This is a genomic window from Streptomyces rectiviolaceus, assembly GCF_039533825.1.
Lineage (GTDB): Bacteria > Actinomycetota > Actinomycetes > Streptomycetales > Streptomycetaceae > Streptomyces > Streptomyces rectiviolaceus.
In genome coordinates, this window is record NZ_BAAAUG010000148.1 from 127,622 (window position 1) to 146,598 (window position 18,977).

Here is an 18,977-nt window from a genome sequence, read left to right on the forward strand (position 1 = left end):
AAGTGACCGGCAGGTGATTCAGTCGAGCAGGCTCAGCGCCTGCTCCGTCGCGTCCCGCACCCGCGCCGGGTCCTTCGACGCCTTGCCCACGATGCGCAGCCCCTGCATCAGGGTCAGGAGCATGCGTGCGAGCGCCAGGGGGTCACGGTCGTCCGGGAGTTCGCCCTGTGCCTGCGCGCGGACGAGCGCGGAGTGCAGCAGCGTCTCCATGTGCTCCCAGTTGCGCTCGACGCAGCGGGCGGCCGACTCGTCGTGCGGGCCAAGCTCGGCCGCCGTGTTGGTGATGAAGCAGCCGCTCAGGCGCCCTTCGTCGGAAGACGCCTCGCCTCCGAAGCGGCGTACCACCGCGCGGACGGCGGGCAGTGCGGGGCCCGGCTGGGAGAGCTCGGCGAGCAGGCGCGGGTTCTGGAACTCGGCGTACCGCTCCAGTGTCTTCAGGTACAGCTCGTGCTTGTTGCCGAAGGTCGCATAGATGCTAGCGCGTCCGATGCCGAGCGCCTCGACGAGGTCCGCCATCGACGTCGCCTCGTAGCCGCGCCGCCAGAACAGCTCTAGGGCCGACTGGAGCGCGGCGTCCGGATCGAATTCCTTGGTCCTGGCCACGAGGAGAGACTAGGCAATTCTGGAACGGTCGGTCAAGTGCTGTCTCTTGCTAGGCGAGCCGGACCGTGTGCGTCTGCACCGTCACCGAGTCGTCGTCCAGGCACCGACCCGACTCAAGGTCGAACCGCTGCTTCAGGAGCGGTGAAGCGACGAACGGCCGGCCGGCCGCCGCGCCGAGCAGGCCGCGCGAGAGCACCGCCGCGCCCGTGAACGGGTCGCGGTTGTCGATCGCGTACGCGCGCCCCGCGCGGTCGATGAAGAGCGCGGCCTGGCGGCCGTCGGGGAGCAGGGCGGCGATACCGCGGCCCGGCTGGAGGAGTGCGCGGTCGCAGACCTCGAACCAGTCGTCTTCCAGCTGGAGTTGAACGCTCATCGGGATGCAGCACCTTCCAGGTCGCGGGGGCGGGAGCCGATGGTGAGGAGGGGCAGGTCCGGCTTCATCTGGTCCCGCTCGGGGACGAAGCTCACGGTCGGGTCCGGGACGTCGGGCGCGTTCACGAACGACACGAACCGGGCGAGCCGCTCGGGGTCGTTGATGGTCTCGGACCACTCGTCGCGGTAGTGCGCGACATGGTCGGCCATCAGAGCCTCCAGCTCGGCGCAGAGGCCGAGCGAGTCATGGACGACCACATCGCGTACGTGATCAAGGCCGCCCTCAATCCGCTCGATCCACGTCGAGGTGCGCTCAAGGCGGTCCGCCGTGCGGATGTAGAACATCAGGAACCGGTCGATGAGGCGCACCAGTTCGGCGTCGGACAGATCCTGCGCGAGCAGGTCCGCGTGGCGCGGGGTCGCGCCGCCGTTGCCGCCCACGTACAGGTTCCAGCCGCTGGAGGTGGCGATCACGCCGAAGTCCTTGGACTGGGCCTCCGCGCACTCGCGGGCGCAGCCGGAGACGGCCGACTTCAGCTTGTGCGGGGAACGCAGACCCCGGTAGCGAAGCTCCAGGTCGATCGCCATCCGCACCGAGTCCTGCACGCCGTAGCGGCACCACGTCTGCCCGACGCACGACTTCACCGTCCGCAGCGACTTCCCGTAAGCGTGCCCCGACTCGAATCCCGCGTCCACCAACCGCGTCCAGATCAGCGGCAGTTGTTCGACGCGCGCGCCGAACATGTCGATGCGCTGGCCGCCGGTGATCTTCGTGTAGAGCCCGAAGTCCCGTGCCACCTCGCCGATCACGATCAGCTTGTCCGGGGTGATCTCGCCGCCCGGGATGCGCGGCACGACCGAATAGGAGCCGTTCTTCTGGAGGTTGGCGAGGAAGTGGTCGTTCGTGTCCTGGAGGGAGGCCTGCTCGCCTTCCAGTACGTAGCCGTCGGCGCCGATCGTCGGAGCCAGCGAGGCGATGATCGAACCGACCGTCGGCTTGCAGGTCTCGCAGCCCTCGGTGCCGCGGGCGGACTCGCGGCCGTGGGAGTCCAGGAGCTGCCGGTAGGAGGTGATGCCCAGGGTGTGGACGATCTCGTACAGCTCCTGGCGGGTCTGGCCGAAGCAGCCGCACAGGCCCTTGTCGACCTCGACGCCCGAAGCCTCCAGCTCGTCGTTGACCAGCTGGCCGAGCACCTTCACACAACTGCCGCAGCCCGTACCGGCCTTGGTGCACTTCTTGACCTCGGGCACGGTGGTGCAGCTGTGCTCGGTGACGGCGCCGCGGATCGAGCCCTTGGTGACGTTGTGGCAGGAGCAGATGACCGCGGAGTCCGGCAGCGAAGACGGACCGATCGACACCGGGCCGCCCGCGCCCGCGGGAAGCACCAGCTGCTCCGGCGAGACCGGCGGCACGCTTCCCGTCAGCGGCCGCAGCACGCCGTACGACTCCGCGTCGCCGACCAGGACGCCGCCGAGCAGCTCGCCGCCCGCGCCGATGACCAGCTTCTTGTACGTGCCCGAGCGCGAGTCCGAGTAGACGACGTCCAGGCAGTCCGGGGTCGCGCCGTGCGCGTCGCCGAAGGAGGCGACGTCCACGCCGAGGAGCTTCAACTTCGTCGACATGTCGGCGCCGGTGAAACTCGACTCCTCGGTGGCGATCGAGGCGGCGACGGTCTCGGCCATTTCATAGCCGGGCGCGACAAGCCCGTACACCCGGCCGTCCGACGCCTGGGCGCATTCGCCGATCGCGTACACGGCCGGGTCGCTGGTGCGGCACTGCTCGTCGACGGTGATGCCGCCGCGCTCACCCACCGACAGGCCGCTGTCGCGGGCGAGTTGATCGCGGGGCCGGACCCCGGCGGAGAACACGACCAGATCGGTGGCGAGTTCACTGCCGTCCGACAGCTTCATCCCGCTGACGGCGCCCTCCGTGGCGACGATCTCCTGGGTGCCGACGCCGGTGTGCACGGTCAGGCCCATGCCGGTGATGGTGCGCAGGAGCGCCGCGCCGCCGCCCTCGTCGACCTGTACGGGCATCAGCCGCGGCGCGAACTCGACGACATGCGTGGCGAGTCCGAGCCCACGCAGCGCGCCCGCGGCCTCAAGCCCGAGCAGCCCGCCGCCGACGACGGCGCCGGTCGTGGCGTACGTCTTCGCGTACTCCTCGATGGCGAGCAGGTCCTCGATGGTGCGGTAGACGAAACAGCCGGTGGTGTCCTTGCCGGGCACCGGCGGCACGAAGGGGAAGGAGCCGGTCGCGAGAACGAGGGTGTCGTAGGCGAAGGTCTGCCCCGAGCGCGCGGTGACGGTCTTCGCGTCACGGTCGACACTCTCGGCGGGATCGCCGACATACAGCTCGATCCCGTGCTTCTCGATGAACTCCGGGTCCGTGAGGGAGAGTTCGTCGGGCGTGCGGCCGGCGAAATACGAGGTGAGCTGTACGCGGTCGTAGGCGGGCCGCGGCTCCTCGCACAGGACGACCACGCGGTGCGTGTCGGTCAGGCCGCGTGCGGCGATGGCCTCGAGGAAGCGCTGGCCGACCATGCCGTGCCCGACCAGCACGATGGTGTTGTCGTGCGCGCTGTGGCGGGGGGTGTCCGTGGGCATCTCAGAGGCCTCCGTCGTGGGTGAGCAGGTGGAGCAGGGGGCTGCCGTCGTCGGGCAGCGGGTCGTCGGCCTCCCAGGCGCGGGCGAGCGCGCCGACGGCGGTGAGCTCGCCGAGCAGTACGCCGCCGACGAGCCGGTCACCGCGCACGACGACCTTGCGGTACGTGCCACGGGTGGCGTCCGCGAGCTGGACGACGTCGTCGTCGGGCCGGTGCTCGGGGTCGCCGAAGGCCGCCAGGTCCAGGGGAGCGGAGCCGGGGCGTCCGTTGTGCAGGGTGAGACGGGTGAGGGCGCGGGTGCCCGCGTAGGGGCGGGCGCTCTGCGGGGAGATCAAGGCATCCGCCAGCGCATCGGCCTGTTCGAGCGCGGGCGCGGCGAGGCAGCGGGCCTCGCCGGAGTGCTCGGCGCAGTCGCCGATGGCGCGGATGTGCGGGTCGGAGGTGCGCAGCTCGTCGTCGACGACGATGCCGCGGCGTACGTCGAGGCCGGCGGCCTGCGCGAGCCCCGTGCGGGGGCGGACGCCGCAGGCGAGAACGGTGAGGTCGGTGCCGAGGACGTACCCGTCGGCGAGCTCCACCGACTGCACGGCCCCGTCGGCCTGCCGCACGCCGCGCACCCGGCACTCGGTGTGCACTTCCACGCCGAGTTCGGTGAGGTGCCGGTGGACGAGGTCGCTCGCGGCCGGGTCGAGCTGCCTCTCCATGAGCCGGTCGCCCTGCTGGGTGAGGACGACCTGGGCGCCGCGGACGGCGAGCGCGCGGGCGGCCGATACGCCGAGCAGTCCGCCGCCGATGACGACGACACGGGTGCCTGGCCCCACGGCCTCGGACAGGGCGAGACAGTCGTCCATGGTCCGGAAGGCGTGCACGCCGCGCGGCAGCTCGACTGCGCCCGGCTCGAAGAGACCCCGCAGCGGCGGGAGGACGGGGTTCGAGCCGGTCGCGAGGACGAGGGTGCCGTACGGGACGACGCTGCCGTCCGCGCAGTGCACGAGCCGGTCCGCGCGGTCCACGCGGACGGCGCGGGTGCGGAGGAATTCGCCGGGGACGGGCGGCAGGCCGATGACCTCGGGGCCGTAGCGTCCCGCGAGGACGTCGGCGAGGAGCACGCGGTTGTACGGGGCGTGCGGCTCCTCCCCGATCAGTACGGCCCCGGTGCTGCCGCTGCCGCTGCCCCCGAGGCGCTGGGCGAGCCGGACACCGGCGAGGCCGCTGCCGATCACCACCACGCGGGAGGGCGAGCTCAGGGGGCTCGGGGTCGAAGAGGTCATGTACGGCAGAGTGCGGGGGCGGTGTTACCCGGCCGCATCCTGACTGTTTCCCGGCGGCAACGCTGCCCTCAGCGGGCGCCGGAACCGGATGTGAGGGCCCCCGCCCCCACACCCCTGGCCGAACAAACCTTTCCCGCCCACCCGCCCGTTTACCCCGCATCCGCCTCTGCCCGAACAGGCCTTTCCCGCCCACCCGCCCGATTGCCCCGCGGTGCCAGGGTGGGGCGGGTGAGGGAGTAGGGGGGTGGGTGATCTGCGTCGTGGGGTGGGGGGGAGGGCGTTCAGGTCTGGGGTGGGTGGGCAGTGCGTAGGTGATGGGGTGGGGGCGGTGCACGTCGGCATGTTGCGATGTTCCGCCAGCCACAGAAGCAGGCCCACGACTCATCCGCAGTCGGCATCGAGACGCGAGGGGACGTGCCGGTATGTCTGCCCGGAGCACGGTTCGCGGCGCTCCGGGGCCGAAGCACCGAGGCGGCCACTGGACGATAGCGAGGACGGACATACCGGCGCGGCCCCGCCCCCAAGACGGAGTAGCGCCGCCCCCCCCCGCATCCGCGAGCCGCAGCAGCCCCGCCGCCACCGGGCGATAGCGAGGACGGACATACCGGCGCGGCCCCGCCCCCAAGACGGACCGCGCCGCACAGCCACGGCTTAACCCCCGTTGAGCCGATCCTCAAGGCCGCCTTAAGGATCAGCAGTAGAGCCCTGACCAGCCACTTCTGCCCGCGCCCCGCGCCTAGTCTGCGGCGGTGACCACCGAGGTAGCCGATTCCCGACTCGCCGCGTATCCCGCGCTCTCCGCATACCTGCGTCAGACCGAGGGGCCGCAGGTTCCGCCGATGCCCCAGGCGCCCCCGCGCACCCGCCCCCGGCCCCGCCCCCGAGCCACCACCCCCGTTCCCACCATGCGCGTCACCCCCACCGCCCTCCGCAACGGAATCCTCGCCGGAGCCCTCGCCGTCACCGCGCTCTGGGCCGCGCAGGCCGAACCCTCGGCCCGGCTCGACGTGCTCTTCGCGACCGGCGCCCACCTCACCGGACTGCTCGCCGGGTACGGCGTACTCGTCATGCTCTTCCTGATGGCCCGAGTCCCCGCGGTCGAGCACGGCGTCGGCGCCGACCGGCTCGCGCGGCTGCACGCCCTCGGCGGTCGCTACGTACTCACCCTCTGCCTGGGCCACGCCCTGCTCGCCCTGTGCGGATACGCCGCCCACGCCGGCACCGACCTCCTCAGCGCCACCCTCGACCTGCTCGGCTACCCGGGCCTCGCCCTCGCCGGAGCCGGCACCGCCCTGCTCATGGCCGTCGGCGTCACATCGGCGCGTGCCATGCGGCGCCGCGTCCCGCACGAGACCTGGCGGGCGGTACACCTGCTGACCTACCTCGGCGTGGCGCTCGGCTTCGTGCACCAGCTCGCGGGGCCGGACGTGGCGGGCAGCGTCCTGACGGTCTGGGCGTGGTCGATGCTGCACGCCACCGTGGCGGTGCTGCTCGTCTGGTACCGCGTCGTCGTGCCCGTGCGGCAGGCGCTCAAGCACAGCCTGCGCGTCATCGACGTACGCGACGAGGGACCCGGTGTGGTGTCGGTGGTGATGCAGGGCATCGGGCTCGACGAACTGCGGGCCGAGCCCGGACAGTTCTTCCGCTGGCGCTTCCTGCGGCGCAGGCTCTGGCACACCGCGCTGCCGTTCTCGCTCTCCGCACCCGTGCGCGACGACACCCTGCGGATCACCGTGAAGGCCATCGGCGATCACACGCGGCGGATGCGGCGCCTGAAGCCCGGCACACGGGTGCTCGCCACGGGGCCCTTCGGCGCGCTGACCGCTCACCGGCGTACGAAGAGGAAGGTGCTGCTGCTCGCGGGCGGGGTCGGGATCACTCCGATGCGGGCGCTGTTCGAGACCTTGCCCGGCGGGCCCGGGGACATCACCCTGCTCTACCGGGCCGGCAGCGCCGAGCAGCTCGTGCTGCGCGAGGAGCTGGAGGAAATCGCCCGGGGGAGGGGAGCTGGGCTGCATTACCTGCTCGGGCGGTCCGACGCCTCCTTCGACCCGCTCGCCCCACAAGCCCTGCGCAACCTGATCCCCGACCTCGCCGAGCACGACGTGTATCTGTGCGGGCCGCCCGGGATGACCGCATCCGCCACCGCCGCGCTCGGACGGGCCGGGGTGCCGGAAGAGCGCATCCACGCCGAGTGCTTCACCTTCTGAGAGGGGCTGACATGGGACGTCACCGCAAACCCGTGGGCCCTGCCCAGGGCCCCACCCTGCAGGCACGCCGCAAGCTGGCGACGGGCCTCGCCGGAGCGAGCGCGCTGGTCGCCACGGTCCTCGCCCTCACGGTCGACCCGGCGGCCCCACCGGCCCCCGATCGCGCACCAGCGGGGGTCCCGGCACCTCAGGCGGCTCCCTGAGGAGGAACCTGAGCAGGAAACCTGAAGAGGAACCTGAGCACGAAACCTCAGCAGGAAGCCGAAACCTCTGAAGACCCTCAACTCTCCCGGTTTTCATGGACGGCATGATCACCTCTCCATAGGGTCACGATCATGCCCGACATATCACTGACCACCGTCGTCATCCTCTGCATCGCCGCCCTCGCGGCAGGCTGGATCGACGCCGTGGTTGGCGGAGGCGGGCTGCTCCTCCTGCCCGCCCTGCTGCTCGGGCTTCCGGGATCGACCCCGGCAGCGCACGCCCTCGGGACGAACAAGGCCGTCGCCATCGTCGGCACGACCGGTGCCGCGGTGACGTATGTCAGGAAGACGCCCGTCGACGTGCCCACCGCCGTACGCATCGGGCTCGCCGCGCTCGCCGGGTCCATGGGCGGTGCCTTCTTCGCCGCCGGCATGAGCACCGAGGTGCTCAAGCCCGTGATCATGGTGGTGCTGATCGGCGTCGGCGCCTTCGTCATCTTCAGGCCCGCCTTCGGCACCGCGCCGTCCGCCCACCCCGCCTCGCCCAAGCGCATCCTCGCCGCCATCGGCCTCGCGGGCCTCGGCATCGGGTTCTACGACGGCCTCATCGGACCCGGCACCGGCACCTTCCTGGTGCTCGCGCTGACCGCGGTGCTCCACCTCGACCTGGTGTCCGCCTCCGCCACCGCCAAGATCGTCAACTGCTGCACCAACGCGGGCGCCCTCGCGATGTTCGCCTGGCAGGGCGCGGTCCTGTGGCAACTGGCCGCGCTGATGGCGGTCTTCAACCTCGCGGGCGGCATGTTCGGCGCGCACACCGCGCTGAAGAAGGGTGCGGGGTTCGTCCGGATCGTGCTGCTCACCACCGTGTTCGGGCTCGTGGCCAAGATGGCGTACGAGCAGTGGCTCGCCTAGGGCCTGGGGCCCAGGGCCCAGGGCCCAGGGATCAGCGTCAGCGCACGCTCGTCAGGTGCGCGAACACCACCACATTGCCCTGGTAGCCCGTCTTCCTCGAATAGCTGCCGCCGCACGTGATCACCCGCAGCTCCGGCCGGTCCGCCGCCCCGTACACCTTGTCGTCCGGGAAGTTCTTCGCGTCGTAGACCTCGTTCGCGTCGACCGTGAACACCGCGACGCTGCCGTCCCTGCGCTCGATCTCGATGGTGCGGCCCCTGGTCAGGCCGCCCAGGTCGTAGAAGACGGACGGCCCATCGGCGTTGTCGACGTGCCCCGCCACGATGGCGGTGCCCGTCTCGCCGGGCGTCGTCCCCGACTCGTACCAGCCCGCGAGGTTCGTCTTCTTCGGGGGCGGTACGTCGAGGCTGCCCTGCCGCGTGAGGCCGAGCCCCATGAGGGGCGCGTCGACCCGGATCGCGGGGATCCGGATCCGGTCGGGCGGGGACGGGGGGAGCGGCGCGGCGGCAGCTGCGCGGCCGGAGCTGGGCTGCGCCGACGCGGCCTGCGCGGCGGACGGCTGCGGCGGCGGGTGCGACTCGGTGCCGTTGTGCAGCAGCCACGCCCCGGAGCACAGGGCCAGGACGGTGACCGCGCCTATGGCGGAGTTGAGCGTCTTCCTGCCGACAGGCCTCCCGTTCCTGCCGACGGGCTTCCCGTTCCCGCCGCTAGGCCTCCCGCCGGGCCTCCCGCCGGGGTTCTTGCCCTTCGGGCTGTTCCTGCGCATCACTCGACTCGTCCCCCTCAGGGTTCGGGGAGGCCGGTCCCCGCATCCCTCCCCGGATCCACGAGGGACAGGCGGACCCGGAGAGGGAGGGGGCTGGCGGTACCGGTGGACAGCGGAGGGTGTCCGTCAGATCCTGTCGCCTCTCGCCCGGCGGTGCAGGAGCCAGGTACCGCCCGCGGCGGCGACGGCAAGCGCCGCCACACCCGCCGCGGTCTGCACGGGGTCGGGGCCCAGAGCGCCGCCGACCCCCGTCTTCACATGTCCCTTCGGCGCCACCTGCTGCTCACGGGCGGTGGCGGTGGAGGTGATCGTCACGATCAGGTCGCCCGCCACCTCCTTGCCGTCCGCGCCGGAACCGGAGCACTTCGCGACGATCTCGTAGGTGCCGGGCTGAGCCGATGGCGGGACCTCGAACCGACCGGTCGCCTTCTCGGCGTTCCCTGTGCTCTCAGCGGTCCCTTCGTTCTCTGAGTTCTCTGTGCTCTCGGTGTTTTCTGCGGGCCCCTCGTGCGTGCCCGGCGCGAGCGTGAACGTGCCCGCTCCCACCGCGCTGGCGTCTCCCGATGCCGTCCCTCCGCTGCCGCACGCGGTGGTGTTCACGGTGACCGAGGAGCCGGGCATGACCGTGGCGGGATGAATCTCCAGGCCTCCCCCGGCGGCCGGCGCGGCCGCGGCGGCGGGGGGCACCAGCAGGCCAGCCGATGCGACGGCGAGCGCGGCAGTGGTCAGCAGGCGGGCTTTGCGCATCGTGCTTGCTCCTCCGAGGGGGCCTTCAGAGGGCACGGCCCGCGGCACCCCCAAGTGCCGCTGCGTCGGTCGAACCCCGCTCTACCGAGGTAAGTGGCACTCGGCGGCGCACGCCTCCTGAAGGCCCGTCAGAAACTCTGTGGTGGAGCGGCTCCTGACACTTCGACGGGAACATTCCAGCAGGTCACCCGGCGTGTCGCCGAGAAGTCTCCGAAGGGGGCACGCGGCGCCTGTGAATGGGTGACCCGCGGCACCGGAGGGAGCACGGCGCGGAGCTGATTCCGCCTCAGACGGTGTCCCAGGGGACGTCGGCGTAGAGCCCCGCCAGAGTGCCCATCAGCTTCTCGTCGACCGCGAACTCCGTGGCGTCGATCCGCCGCACCGGCGCGATGCCCCGCGCGTTCGTGACGAAGACGGCCGTGTACGAGGAGAGGTCCGCGAGCGTGACCGGGGCCCGGCGCGTGGGAAGACCGGCGGCCGCGAGCCGTGGTGCGAGCAGTTGCATGGTGATGCCTTCCAGGCAGGCCGCGTCGGGCCAGACGACCTCCGAGCCGTCGTAGAAGCCGATGTTCGTGACGGCACCCTCGCTGATCGTCCCGTCGGGCCCGGTGAGCAGCGCGTCGTCGAAGCCCGCGCGCCGTGCGAGCTCTCCGTGCCGGGCCTGCCCGAAGCCGCCCAGGTGCTTGATGTGCGGGAAGGGCCGCTGGTAGGGGACGGACCGCAGGGCCTGCGGGCTCTCGGGCATCCCGCCCGGCGCCCGGACGGTGACCATCACGGACGGCTCGCCGCCCTCGGGTGCGTGGACGATCACGCGTACAGACGCGTCGGCGATGTCGTCGCGGAGCACGTGCCGGATGAGTTCGCGGATGTGCTCGCCGTCGAGCTCCCGGTCGAAGAGCTCTCGGGTGGCCGAGTCGAGCCGGGCCAGGTGCAGGCCGAGCCCGCGTGTCGCGCCGCCCCTGACCTGCATCGCGGTGAAGTGCCCCACACCGCCGAGAGCGGGCCACAGCAGTCGGTCGGCGGTGGCGGCCCGGCCGTCGATCTCAAGGCGCTGCAGAGGCGCGGGAGTTGTCATGGGCTTCACCGTACGACGTGGGGGAGCGGGCCGGGGGAGTGAGACAGGGGGCAGGGAGAGAACCGGACGGGAACAGGGGTGAGGGCTGGACGGAGCCGTGTCCGCGGCCGCTCACGGAACTCGTCGCGGGAGCCGCTTGACCTCAACCGAGGTTGAGCAATGAGGCTCTTCCCATGACTCAGAACACGATCGCCGCTGATTCCGCCTCCACCACGACGTCCGCCACGTCCACCACGACGTCCGCCACGACGTCCGCCACGCCCCTTCGCGTCGCCGTCATCATCGGAAGCAACCGCGAGGGCCGTTTCGGACCGATCGTCGCCGAGTGGCTGCTGGCGCGGATCCGCGAGCACGCGGACTTCGAGGTGGACGTCGTCGACCTGGCCGAATCCCATCTGCCGACCGCGCTCTCCTACAACCCGTCACCAGAGACACTCGCCGAACTCGGCAAGGTCACCCCGAAGCTGGCCGCCGCCGACGCCTTCGTCGTCCTGACCCCCGAGTACAACCACTCCTACCCCGCGTCCCTCAAGAGCCTCATCGACTGGCACAACGCCGAATGGCAGGCCAAGCCCCTCGCCTTCGTCTCCTACGGAGGCCTCTCCGGTGGCCTGCGCGCGGTCGAGCACCTGCGTCCGGTCTTCGCCGAGCTGCACACCATGACGATTCGCGAGACCGTCTCCTTCCACAACGCGGGTGGCCTCTTCGGCGACGACGGCACCCACAAGGACCCGACGGCCGCGAACGCCGCCGCCAAGTCGATGCTCGACCAGCTCCACTGGTGGGCGTGGGCGCTGCGCGGTGCCAAGGAGGTCCGGCCCTACGGCAGTTGAGGCCGACCCGCAGGAGGGGGCAGGCGGCGGCTAGGCCTCCGGCAGGTGCACCGCCGCCACCGCGCCGCCGCCCTCCGCGTTGCGCAGCTCCACCCGCGCGCCGATGACCTGCGCCTGACCGAACGCGATCGTCAGGCCGAGGCCCGTGCCCTGGCCGCGCTCACGGGCGCCGGTCTGGAAGCGCTGCGGGCCGTCCTTCAGGAGGCGCTCGGGGAAGCCTGCGCCGTGGTCGCTGACCGTGACCACGGGCCCGGCCACCCGCACGTCGACCGGGTCGGCGCCGTGCCTGCGGGCGTTGGCGACGAGATTGGCGATGATCCGCTCCAGGCGGCGCGCGTCGGTGCGTACGAGCGTGTCGTCCTGGCCACACTGCGCCGCGAACCGCACCGGGCACCCCGAACGCTGCACGATCCCCTCGGCCAGCGTGCCCAGCGGATGCGCGTCAAGGTCGGGCCGCTCCACCTCCGCGTCGAGCCGCGCCACTTCGAGCAGATCCTCGGTGAGGGTGCGCAGGGCGAGGACCCGGTCGCGCACGAGTTCCGTGGGGCGGCTCTGCGGCAGGAGCTCGGCCGCCGTGTGCAGACCGGTCAGCGGGGTGCGCAGCTCGTGGGCGACGTCCGCGGTGAAGCGCTGCTCGGCCTCGATCCGCTGTTGCAGGGACGCCGCCATCGTGTCGACGGCGGCGGCCAGTTCGGCCACTTCGTCCTTTCCGTGCCTGCCGCCGCGGCCGCCCGGCGGTCGCGGATGGTCGATACGGGCGTCGAGGTCGCCCTGGCTGATGCGGCGCGCGGTGGCCGCGGCGGTCCGCAGCTCGCGGCTGAGACGGCTGGCAAGGGCGGCGCCGCCGAGCGCCGCGAGGATGACGACGACGGCGCCCGATGCCATCAGCTGCCGGTCGAACTCGGCCATCTCGGCGGCCTGTTCGGCAAGCGGCTCGCGAACGGAGAGCACGTGGTCGCCGCCGACCGGGCGTGCCGCCCACACGACGGGATCGTCGGCGCCCATGTCGAGGTACGTGGTCCGCCGCCCGTCCAGTGCGGCGGCCCGCAGCGGCGCGGGCAGGTCGGGCGCGTCCAGGGCGGCGTCCGTACGGGCGTCGCCGTCGGTGTCGACCTGCCCCGTCAGCTCGTACAGCTGGCGCACCCGCACCAACTGCGCGGTGGCCCCGGACCTCGCACCCGATGAGACCTGCTCAAGGCGTGCCTGGTGGACGAGGATCCCGATGGCGACGGCGACGACCGCGCAGCCGAGGGCGAGCAGCGCGGCGATCTTCCAGCGCAGACCGAGGGCGTTGAGCGCGGCGCGGGCGCGCCGGGCGATGCCCTTCATCTCCGCCCGTCCGTGCCGCCCGAGGGCTCCGTACCGTCCGAAGGCCCTGTGCCGCCCGAAGGCTCCGGAGTGGGCTTCGGCGACGCGGAGGAACCATCGGCACCCGGCGTCTTCTTGTAGTTCTTGATGTCGCTCACCGTGGACATCCGTACGCCGTCCCAGTGGAACCGCACGGCCTGCTCGCCGCCGTCCGCGCAGGGGCTGCGCACCAGCAGATCCGGGCCGAGCGTCTCGATGCCCAGGCGCTTCCCGGCGGTGAACAGGATCGGATAGACGCGACCGTCGTGCTCCGTATAGACGGCGAGGACGCTGCGTCCGCTCTCCGTGTCGGCGGCCACGAGCAGCTCGGGCTTCTTGTCGCCGGTCAGGTCCGTCAGCTGCGGCGGCCGGAGCCCGGCCTGTCCGGGGCGGTCGATCTCGCCGCGGTCCGCGAGCGGCTTCATCCGCGGGTCGGCCCGCAGGATCTCGCGGAAGTCCTCCGTGCCGAGCCCGCCGTTGCCCAGCTTCGGCAGCCCTTCCAGGGCCTGAGGCGGCGGCTGGTGGGTGGCGGCGTCGGCGCCGGGCGCCTCGGACGACGTGCCGGACCAGGCGGGCCAGAGCGGCTTGGGGCGCGGCTGCACGGACACGGACGGCGCGGGCTCACCGGCGTCGAGCCCGTCCACGCTGCCGCATCCGGCCAGCACGACGGCCGCCGTGGCGGTGAGGACGGCGGCGCGGCGCAGGAGGCGGCGGTGGGGGCAGGTGTGGTTCATGGCTCTACCGACGGTAGGAAGCGTCCATCACGGAGAACGGGAGGTTGTGTAACAGACAGGGGTGATCGGGGCGGAAACGCGGAGATCGGGACCTTCGGCCTGTCCGGTGGCCCCTCCCCGCCACGTCCGGCGCCCGGTCCGGCGAGAATCGGCGCATGACCTCGACGTACGAAGCCGGATCCGGATCCGGATCCGAATCCCGACAGGCCGCGGTGCTCACCGTGCTGACCACGACCGATACCGCCCAGAAGGCGGAGGACCTCGCGAGCGGCGCGGTGGCGGCGCGCGTCGCCGCGTGCGCGCAGATCGCCGGGCCCGTCGTCTCCGTCTACCGATGGGAGGGTGCCATCGAGGAAGCGCGGGAGTGGCAGGTGCTGTTCAAGACGGCCGCCGCGCGGTACGAGGCGCTCGAGGCCTGGCTCACGGAGGCCCACGACTACGACACCCCCGAGATCATCGCGACGCCGGTCGTGCGGGGGAGCGCGGCGTACCTGGAGTGGGCGGAGCGGGAGACGGCCGAGTGACGCCGGACGCGGACCGGCTGCCGTTCTTCGTGTACGGGACGCTGCGGCCGGGGGAGCCGAACCACGACGTCCACCTGCGCGGGAGTGTCGCGGCCGAGACCCCGGCGCGGCTCGTGGGAGCGGTCCTTTATGAGGGGCCCGGCTATCCGTACCTGGTGGAGGACCCCGAAGGCGGCCCGGTGCGCGGCGAGTTGATCGCCGCGCTGCCCTCCGCGTACGAGCGGCTCCTCGCCGAACTCGACGTACTGGAGGACTACGCACCGGGCGATCCCCGCAATCTGTACGAACGCGTGGTGCGCGAGGTGACCCTCCTGGACGGGACGGCCGCGCGCGCGTGGGTGTACGTGGCGGCGCCAAGGGTGGCAGCGAGGCTGCGTGCTTCGGGGGCGGTGATCGGCGGAGGGGACTGGGCGTCGTTCCGGGCGCCGCGGTGAGGGGTTCCGGCGCGGGCGCCGATGATCGGCCGTGACGCGGATTTCGCAGCTCAAACGCCTGCGCACTCGATCCGGTGGACTCCGTCACCCGTGCGAGCGACGCACACGAACCGCATGATCGCGAAGGGTGATCGCTGTGGCACTCTCCGTGTGCACCAGTCGGTGCGCGAGTCGGTGCGTGAGCACCACGTCCTCAGCAGGAGTTGCCCCATGAGCCTTCGCCGTTCGCTGCCGGCCCTCGTCGGCGCCGTAGCCCTCACCCTCGGCCTTCCCGTGGCGGCCGCCGCGTCCGCTCACGCCCCGACCGCCGTCATGAACCCCTGCGGGTTCTACGAGACCGGCAGCGACGCGTTCTACAACCACTGCACGGGCGACGGCTCGAACGTCGTCATCCACGTGAGGGTGGCCCTCGCCCCCGACTACGAGCGCTGTGTGGGTCCGGGCAAGACCTGGCTGGGATCGGCGAGCAAGATCCAGGGCGCGCACTATGTCGGGCGCACCTGCTGACCTTCGTACGCGCATGACAGCGGTTACGCGCATGACAGCGGGCCGGGGGAAGCCCCCCCGGCCCGCTGCCGTGTCCAGCCGTTACGACGCCCGCTCAAGCCGCACCGCGCACACCTTGAACTCCGGCATGCGCGACACCGGGTCGAGTGCCGGATTCGTCAGGGAGTTGGCCCGCCCCTCGCCCGGCCAGTGGAACGGCATGAAGACGGTGTCGGAACGGATCGTGCTCGTGATCCGCGCAGGTGCGACGGCCCGGCCCCGCCGCGAGACGACGGTCACCGGCTCGCCCTCCCCGACATCGAGGCGCGCGGCGAGCCGCGGATGCAGCTCCACGAAGGGCCCGGGAGCGGCGGAGTTGAGCTCGTCCACGCGGCGCGTCTGGGCCCCCGACTGGTACTGCGCGAGGACCCGCCCGGTGGTCAGGAGCACGGGATACTCCGCGTCCGGCTCCTCGGCGGCGGCCCGATGCGCCACCGGCACGAACCGCGCACGGCCGTCCTCGGTGGCGAACCGGTCGAGGAAGAGGCGGGGGGTGCCGGGGTGCACGGCATCCGGTTCGCCGCCCGCGTTCTCCTTCACGTCTTCGTTCACGTTCACGTTCACGTTCACGTTCACGTCCTCGTTCGCGGGGCAGGGCCAGAACACTCCCTCCCCGTTCCCTTCCTTCAGCCGCGCGTACGAGATCCCCGAGTAGTCCGCCGCCCCGCCCGCGCTCGCCCGGCGCAGCTCCTCGAAGACCTCCTCCGGGTCCGTCGGGAAGCCTTTCTCGTGGCCGAGGATGGCGGCGAGACCGTGCAGGACGTCCAGGTCGCTCCGTACGCCGTCGGGCGCGCTCACCGCCTTGCGGCGCAGCAGCACCCGCCCCTCCAGGTTCGTGACCGTCCCCGTCTCCTCGGCCCACTGCGTCACCGGCAGGACGACATCGGCCAGTTCGGCCGTCTCGGAGAGCACGACGTCCGCCACCGCGAGGAAGTCGAGCGACCGCAGCCGCTCCTCCACATGCGCGGCGCGCGGCGCCGACACGACCGGGTTGGAGCCCATCAGGAGCAGGGCCTTGATGTCCCCGCCGAGCGCGTCGAGCAGCTCGTACGCGGATCGCCCCGGACCGGGGAGCGAGTCGGGGTCCACGCCCCACACCCCCGCCACATGCGCCCGCGCCGCCGGGTCCGTCAGCTTGCGGTAGCCGGGCAACTGGTCGGCCTTCTGGCCGTGTTCGCGTCCCCCCTGCCCGTTGCCCTGCCCGGTCAGGCAGCCGTATCCGGCAAGCGGGCGGCCCGCGTTGCCCGTCGCGAGGCAGAGGTTGATCCAGGCGCCCACCGTGTCGGTCCCCTTGGACTGCTGCTCGGGTCCGCGAGCGGTGAGCACCATCCCGGCCTCGGCGTCGCAGAACATCCGCATCGCATCGCGGAGCTGGGGCACGGGAACGCCGCTGATCCGCTCCACGTACTCCGGCCAGTGCGCCATCGCCGCCGCCCGCGCCTCCTCCCAGCCGGTCGTCCGCTCCTCGATGAACACCTCGTCCGTCCGGCCCTCGGCCACCACCAGGTGCAGCAGGCCGAGCGCGAGGGCGAGGTCGGTGCCGGGGCGCGGCGCCAGATGGAGGTCGGCCTGCTCGGCGGTGCGGGTCCTGCGCGGGTCGATGACGATCAGCTTCCCGCCGTTCGCCTTCAGCTCCGTCAGATACCGCAGCGCGGGCGGCATCGTCTCGGCGAGGTTCGAGCCGACGAGGATCACACAGCCGGTGCGCGGGATGTCCTCAAGCGGGAACGGCAGGCCACGGTCGAGCCCGAAGGCCCGCTGTCCCGCCGCTGCCGCCGACGACATGCAGAACCGGCCGTTGTAGTCGATCTGCGACGTGCCGAGCGCCACCCGCGCGAACTTCCCCAGGGCGTACGCCTTCTCGTTGGTCAGCCCCCCGCCGCCGAACACCCCGCACGCGTCCGCGCCATGTTCGCCGCGCGTGCGGGAAAGCCCTTCGGCGACGCGGGCGACGGCCTCCTCCCAGGTGGCCGGTTCGAGCCGGCCCGTGGCGTGGGATCGGATGAGTGGCTCGGTCAGACGCACCCGGGAGGAGAGCACAGCGGGCGCCGTGCGGCCCTTGCCGCACAGCGCGCCCCCGTTCACGGGGAACTCGGGACGCTCCACGACCTCGACCCCGCCGGGGCCACTGGTCAGGCCCATCCCGCATTGCAGCGCGCAGTACGGACAGTGGGTCGGTGTCGCCTTGGTGTGCATGCGGTCCAGCATCCGCCGGGGTTGTTACGCGCCCCGACGCGATCGCGTTACACACGCGGTAAGCCGACCTCAGCGCGGCCCGTACCCCGCTGTGAGCGGGGTCGTGCCCCTTTAGGGGCGCGGGGAACTGCGCGAGGACGGACCACGACCCGCACCCGGCGGATGGCGGGAGCAGGCAGACGCACCCCCGCTCAAGGCCCAGGGGCCAGGCTTAGCGAGGCGCGGCAAGCGCCCGGTCCACACCGGGCTCCCGGGGCCCGAGGAACCGCGGATCCGGTTGAAGCGCCGAGTCGAACGCCGCCTTGCCCGCCGCGAACAGCTCCCTCGCGCCGCCGTAGTACCAGGTCGCGTCGTGCTTCGCGTCGACCCCGACGCCGTACGACGAGACGCCCGCCGCGCGGCAGAGCGCGACGGCCCTGCGTATGTGGAAGCCCTGGCTGATCAGCACCGCCCGGTCGACGCCGAACACCTGCTTGGCGCGCACGCAGGAGTCCCAGGTGTCGAAGCCCGCGTAGTCACTGACGATCCGCCGCCCCGGCACGCCGCGCTCGGTCAGATACGCGCGCATGGCGTCCGGCTCGTCGTACTCCTCGCGGCTGTTGTCCCCGGTGACGAGGACGACCTCTATCCGCCCCGTCTCGTACAGCTCGGCCGCCGCGTCCAGGCGGTGCGCGAGATACGGCGACGGCTCGCCCTCCCACAGGCCGGCCCCGAACACTACGGCGACCCGCGTGCGCGGCACGTCAGCCGTCGTGTGCAGCCGGTCCTGCGCCGTCACGAAAAGCCACGTCGCGGGCAGCAGCGCCACCACGCAGACGGCCATGAAGGCCTGCACGGCCCGCCGCTGTCCCCGCCGCGTCCGCGGCAGCCGCAGCCGCAGGCGGCCAAGACGAGCCACGCACCCACGGACCCGGGCCCGCACCCCGGACGGCCCGCCCGCCCCCGATCGCCGCATCCACCCCGGCCGCTCCATCCCGATCCCCCGTGCCCCGATGCCGGATCCCCCCGATCCGATCACTGCGCACAACGGTAAGCGACCGCACTGACAAAGGCAGGGCACCGCCGGTGAGCCAGGCCGAAAGCACCCGTCACCGGCGCGCAACGCGACGGCAATACGGCGCGGCCATCCTCGGTCCATGACGCCGTCGAACCCTCTTCGCGATGAGTCCGGCAGCACCCCTCTCGAAAGTACGGCGCAAATCATGGACCGGATAACCAGCCAGCTCGGCAGCCAGCTCACCCTCGTGTCGCTCGACGGCAGGCGCCGCACCGCACCGGCACCCGCGCTCGTCGTGGTCGGCCACGGCAGCCGTGACCCCCGCGCCCTCGCCACCGTGACGGAGCTCCTCGAACTGGTGCGGGAGCTGCGGCCCGGGCTCACCGTGCGCCTCGGCCACATCGAGCTGAACGAGCCGCTGCTCGCCGACACCCTCGCCGCGGCGACCGGGTCCGCCGTCCTCGTGCCGCTGCTGCTCGGCCGCGGATACCACGTCAAGCACGACATCCCCGAGGCCGCCGACGGCGCGCCGCACCTCGACACGCGGGTCGCCGCCCCGCTCGGCCCGCACCCCCTGCTCGTCGACGCGCTGCACACC

At 72.2% G+C, this 18,977-nt stretch carries 19 protein-coding genes; 8 read left to right on the forward strand and 11 right to left on the reverse strand.

The features are described 5' to 3' along the window. Positions 1-18: 18 nt before the first annotated feature. The 4 genes from ABD378_RS34495 to ABD378_RS34510 are packed head-to-tail and all read right to left on the reverse strand — an operon-like array spanning position 19 to position 4,828. Positions 19-603 carry a TetR/AcrR family transcriptional regulator gene (locus tag ABD378_RS34495; RefSeq protein WP_344527535.1) on the reverse strand — a complete coding sequence of 195 codons (585 nt, stop codon included), beginning with the start codon at positions 601-603 and terminating at the stop codon, positions 19-21. A gap of 49 nt (positions 604-652) precedes the next feature. Continuing rightward, positions 653-976, reverse strand: coding sequence for a nitrite reductase small subunit NirD (gene nirD / locus ABD378_RS34500; RefSeq protein WP_344527538.1), 324 nt, complete (start codon positions 974-976; stop codon positions 653-655). Beyond that, positions 973-3,582 (reverse strand): nitrite reductase large subunit NirB, encoded by a 2,610-nt coding sequence (gene nirB, locus ABD378_RS34505; protein WP_344527540.1) that lies wholly within the window; start codon positions 3,580-3,582, stop codon positions 973-975. The genes nirD and nirB overlap by 4 nt, the downstream gene beginning before the upstream one ends. A gap of 1 nt (position 3,583) precedes the next feature. After that, positions 3,584-4,828, reverse strand: a complete 1,245-nt coding sequence (locus ABD378_RS34510) for an NAD(P)/FAD-dependent oxidoreductase (protein ID WP_344527636.1) — start codon at positions 4,826-4,828, stop codon at positions 3,584-3,586. A gap of 929 nt (positions 4,829-5,757) precedes the next feature. On the opposite strand from ABD378_RS34510, the gene ABD378_RS34515 reads away from it, so the two are divergent. The 3 genes from ABD378_RS34515 to ABD378_RS34525 all read left to right on the forward strand — a co-directional run bounded on the left by ABD378_RS34515 (position 5,758) and on the right by ABD378_RS34525 (position 8,180). Then, a complete protein-coding gene (locus tag ABD378_RS34515) occupies positions 5,758-7,062 on the forward strand; it encodes a ferredoxin reductase family protein (RefSeq protein ID WP_386546813.1) in 1,305 nt (434 codons plus the stop codon). Between the two features lie 11 nt (positions 7,063-7,073). Beyond that, positions 7,074-7,265 carry a hypothetical protein gene (locus tag ABD378_RS34520; protein ID WP_344527546.1) on the forward strand — a complete coding sequence of 64 codons (192 nt, stop codon included), beginning with the start codon at positions 7,074-7,076 and terminating at the stop codon, positions 7,263-7,265. A gap of 132 nt (positions 7,266-7,397) precedes the next feature. Continuing rightward, positions 7,398-8,180 carry a sulfite exporter TauE/SafE family protein gene (locus ABD378_RS34525; RefSeq protein WP_344527548.1) on the forward strand — a complete coding sequence of 261 codons (783 nt, stop codon included), beginning with the start codon at positions 7,398-7,400 and terminating at the stop codon, positions 8,178-8,180. A gap of 37 nt (positions 8,181-8,217) precedes the next feature. Here ABD378_RS34525 and ABD378_RS34530 read toward each other — a convergent pair whose 3' ends face one another. The 3 genes from ABD378_RS34530 to ABD378_RS34540 all read right to left on the reverse strand — a co-directional run bounded on the left by ABD378_RS34530 (position 8,218) and on the right by ABD378_RS34540 (position 10,768). Next, positions 8,218-8,946, reverse strand: a complete 729-nt coding sequence (locus ABD378_RS34530) for a class F sortase (protein ID WP_344527551.1) — start codon at positions 8,944-8,946, stop codon at positions 8,218-8,220. A 126-nt stretch (positions 8,947-9,072) separates the two neighbouring features. Continuing rightward, the gene (locus ABD378_RS34535; protein ID WP_344527554.1) at positions 9,073-9,693 is read right to left on the reverse strand and encodes a hypothetical protein; all 621 of its coding nucleotides are present in this window, start codon (positions 9,691-9,693) and stop codon (positions 9,073-9,075) included. A gap of 286 nt (positions 9,694-9,979) precedes the next feature. Beyond that, complete coding sequence (locus ABD378_RS34540; protein ID WP_344527563.1) at positions 9,980-10,768, reverse strand: aminotransferase class IV family protein; 789 nt, start codon at positions 10,766-10,768, stop codon at positions 9,980-9,982. Positions 10,769-10,941: 173 nt separating this feature from the next. Here ABD378_RS34540 and ABD378_RS34545 point away from each other — a divergent pair, with 173 nt between their 5' ends. Next, positions 10,942-11,601, forward strand: a complete 660-nt coding sequence (locus ABD378_RS34545) for an NADPH-dependent FMN reductase (protein WP_344527565.1) — start codon at positions 10,942-10,944, stop codon at positions 11,599-11,601. A gap of 30 nt (positions 11,602-11,631) precedes the next feature. On the opposite strand, the gene ABD378_RS34550 is transcribed toward ABD378_RS34545, so the two are convergent. Both ABD378_RS34550 and ABD378_RS34555 read right to left on the reverse strand, forming a co-directional pair. Next, entirely contained in the window at positions 11,632-12,930 is a 1,299-nt protein-coding gene (locus tag ABD378_RS34550; protein ID WP_344527568.1) for a sensor histidine kinase, read from the reverse strand. Next, the gene (locus ABD378_RS34555; protein ID WP_344527570.1) at positions 12,927-13,682 is read right to left on the reverse strand and encodes a hypothetical protein; all 756 of its coding nucleotides are present in this window, start codon (positions 13,680-13,682) and stop codon (positions 12,927-12,929) included. Before ABD378_RS34555 ends, ABD378_RS34550 begins: the two co-directional genes overlap by 4 nt. 155 nt (positions 13,683-13,837) lie before the next feature. Between ABD378_RS34555 and cutA the strand changes: the two genes are divergently transcribed. From cutA to ABD378_RS34570, 3 genes are all read left to right on the forward strand, one after another. Then, positions 13,838-14,206 (forward strand): divalent-cation tolerance protein CutA, encoded by a 369-nt coding sequence (gene cutA / locus ABD378_RS34560; RefSeq protein ID WP_344527573.1) that lies wholly within the window; start codon positions 13,838-13,840, stop codon positions 14,204-14,206. Continuing rightward, positions 14,203-14,640, forward strand: a complete 438-nt coding sequence (locus ABD378_RS34565; RefSeq protein WP_344527575.1) for a gamma-glutamylcyclotransferase family protein — start codon at positions 14,203-14,205, stop codon at positions 14,638-14,640. The genes cutA and ABD378_RS34565 overlap by 4 nt, the downstream gene beginning before the upstream one ends. Positions 14,641-14,850: 210 nt before the next feature. Then, complete coding sequence (locus ABD378_RS34570; protein ID WP_344527577.1) at positions 14,851-15,147, forward strand: DUF6355 family natural product biosynthesis protein; 297 nt, start codon at positions 14,851-14,853, stop codon at positions 15,145-15,147. 81 nt (positions 15,148-15,228) lie between these two features. On the opposite strand, the gene ABD378_RS34575 is transcribed toward ABD378_RS34570, so the two are convergent. Beyond that, positions 15,229-17,382 carry a molybdopterin oxidoreductase family protein gene (locus ABD378_RS34575; protein WP_344527579.1) on the reverse strand — a complete coding sequence of 718 codons (2,154 nt, stop codon included), beginning with the start codon at positions 17,380-17,382 and terminating at the stop codon, positions 15,229-15,231. 211 nt (positions 17,383-17,593) lie between these two features. After that, complete coding sequence (locus ABD378_RS34580; protein ID WP_344527638.1) at positions 17,594-18,205, reverse strand: SanA/YdcF family protein; 612 nt, start codon at positions 18,203-18,205, stop codon at positions 17,594-17,596. A gap of 313 nt (positions 18,206-18,518) precedes the next feature. Between ABD378_RS34580 and ABD378_RS34585 the strand changes: the two genes are divergently transcribed. Next, positions 18,519-18,977, forward strand: a 459-nt coding sequence (locus ABD378_RS34585) for a sirohydrochlorin chelatase (protein ID WP_344527581.1), incomplete at its 3' end; no start/stop codon positions are given.

Bases quoted from the DNA above. Each gene is read 5' to 3' on its own strand.
- ABD378_RS34520 (WP_344527546.1), top strand. From the start codon at position 7,074: ATGGGACGTCACCGCAAACCCGTGGGCCCTGCCCAGGGCCCCACCCTG.
- ABD378_RS34535 (WP_344527554.1), bottom strand. From the start codon at position 9,693: ATGCGCAAAGCCCGCCTGCTGACCACTGCCGCGCTCGCCGTCGCATCG.
- ABD378_RS34575 (WP_344527579.1), bottom strand. From the start codon at position 17,382: ATGCACACCAAGGCGACACCGACCCACTGTCCGTACTGCGCGCTGCAA.
- nirB (WP_344527540.1), bottom strand. From the start codon at position 3,582: ATGCCCACGGACACCCCCCGCCACAGCGCGCACGACAACACCATCGTG.
- ABD378_RS34550 (WP_344527568.1), bottom strand. From the start codon at position 12,930: ATGAAGGGCATCGCCCGGCGCGCCCGCGCCGCGCTCAACGCCCTCGGT.
- ABD378_RS34570 (WP_344527577.1), top strand. From the start codon at position 14,851: ATGAGCCTTCGCCGTTCGCTGCCGGCCCTCGTCGGCGCCGTAGCCCTC.
- ABD378_RS34515 (WP_386546813.1), top strand. From the start codon at position 5,758: ATGCGCGTCACCCCCACCGCCCTCCGCAACGGAATCCTCGCCGGAGCC.
- ABD378_RS34545 (WP_344527565.1), top strand. From the start codon at position 10,942: ATGACTCAGAACACGATCGCCGCTGATTCCGCCTCCACCACGACGTCC.
- ABD378_RS34530 (WP_344527551.1), bottom strand. From the start codon at position 8,946: ATGCGCAGGAACAGCCCGAAGGGCAAGAACCCCGGCGGGAGGCCCGGC.
- ABD378_RS34540 (WP_344527563.1), bottom strand. From the start codon at position 10,768: ATGACAACTCCCGCGCCTCTGCAGCGCCTTGAGATCGACGGCCGGGCC.
- ABD378_RS34525 (WP_344527548.1), top strand. From the start codon at position 7,398: ATGCCCGACATATCACTGACCACCGTCGTCATCCTCTGCATCGCCGCC.
- ABD378_RS34580 (WP_344527638.1), bottom strand. From the start codon at position 18,205: ATGGCCGTCTGCGTGGTGGCGCTGCTGCCCGCGACGTGGCTTTTCGTG.
- ABD378_RS34555 (WP_344527570.1), bottom strand. From the start codon at position 13,682: ATGAACCACACCTGCCCCCACCGCCGCCTCCTGCGCCGCGCCGCCGTC.
- cutA (WP_344527573.1), top strand. From the start codon at position 13,838: ATGACCTCGACGTACGAAGCCGGATCCGGATCCGGATCCGAATCCCGA.
- nirD (WP_344527538.1), bottom strand. From the start codon at position 976: ATGAGCGTTCAACTCCAGCTGGAAGACGACTGGTTCGAGGTCTGCGAC.